General features: G+C 64.5%; 2 protein-coding genes. Both read left to right on the top strand.

Annotation, left to right across the window (positions count from 1 at the left end):
• Positions 1 to 274 (top strand): tyrosine-type recombinase/integrase (locus A8G00_RS03345; RefSeq protein WP_172451741.1); only part of this gene is annotated, 274 nt, incomplete at its 5' end.
• Between the two features lie 10 nt (positions 275 to 284).
• Positions 285 to 1,275 (top strand): IS91 family transposase (locus A8G00_RS03350; RefSeq protein WP_102999997.1); only part of this gene is annotated, 991 nt, incomplete at its 3' end.

Below are 1,275 nucleotides of genomic sequence, written 5' to 3' on the forward strand. Positions count from 1 at the left end.
CGATACGCCGATCACCACGACCTGTCTTCACGCCGCCTGCCGGTCAGCCACCAAGGCGGCAGGATTGACCAAGCGGGTCAGCGTCCACACGCTGAGGCACAGTTTCGCCACGCATCTGCTCGAGAGCGGGGTCGATATCCGGATCATTCAGGTTTTGCTCGGGCACAGCCAGCTGTCGACGACGGCGCGCTACACCCATGTCGCAACGACCATGATCGCCAAAACGCAAAGCCCGCTCGACCGTCTCAGTCTGGATGTGGTGCCGCCCAGCTGAGGGCGTCGCCATGCGTCCGGCGTTGGAGGTGGCGGATATATTCCGCCGCCACGGCCCTGCTTACCGCGTCGCCCATGACGGGCATCTTGGTCGCGTCGAGCGCCGCGTCATGGCGGCGATCGAGCTGTGCCGAACCCCAGCGCTGGGCGGCCATGTCGAGACCTGTGACAACTGCGGCCACAGCCGGGTCTCGTACAACAGCTGCCGGAATCGCCACTGCCCAAAGTGTCAGGGGATCGCGCGCGAACGATGGCTGGCCGCGCGGGAAGCCGATCTCCTGCCGGTGCCCTATTTCCACCTCGTATTCACGGTGCCGGCAGAGATTGCTGCGATTGCCTACCAGAACAAGGCCGAGGTTTACGGCATTCTGTTCGACGCCGTCGCCGCGACGCTCAAGACCATTGGCGCCGATCCCAAGCATCTCGGCGGCGAGCTCGGCTTCATCGCCATTCTTCACAGCTGGGGGCAGACGCTCACGCATCATCCGCACATCCACTGCCTCGTCCCGGGCGGTGCGTTGTCGACCGACGGCCAACGCTGGATCGCCTGTCGGCCACGCTTCTTCCTGCCGATCCCGGTGCTCTCGCGCCTGTTCCGCCGTCTGTTCCTGGCGCGACTCCAGGCCGCGCACGCGGCCAGGCGTTTGCAGTTCTTCGGTGCCCTGGAAGATTTCACCGACAGCCGCGCCTTTACCGACGCGCTCAGGCCGCTGCGCAAGACCTCCTGGGTAGTCTACGCCAAGCCGCCCTTCGCTTCACCGGCGCATGTTCTCGCCTATCTGGGCCGCTACACCCATCGCGTCGCTATCGCCAATAGCCGCCTCGTCAGCATGATCGATGCCACCGTCACCTTCCGATGGCGCGACTATCGCCATGACAATGCCCAAAAGCATATGACCTTGGCCGCCGACGAGTTTATCCGCCGCTTCCTGCTCCACAGCCTGCCTGACGGTTTCCATCGCATCCGTCATTACGGCTTCCTCGCCAATGGCTGCCGCCGCG

The organism is Sphingobium sp. SA916, from assembly GCF_002894065.1.
Taxonomy (GTDB): domain Bacteria; phylum Pseudomonadota; class Alphaproteobacteria; order Sphingomonadales; family Sphingomonadaceae; genus Sphingobium; species Sphingobium fuliginis.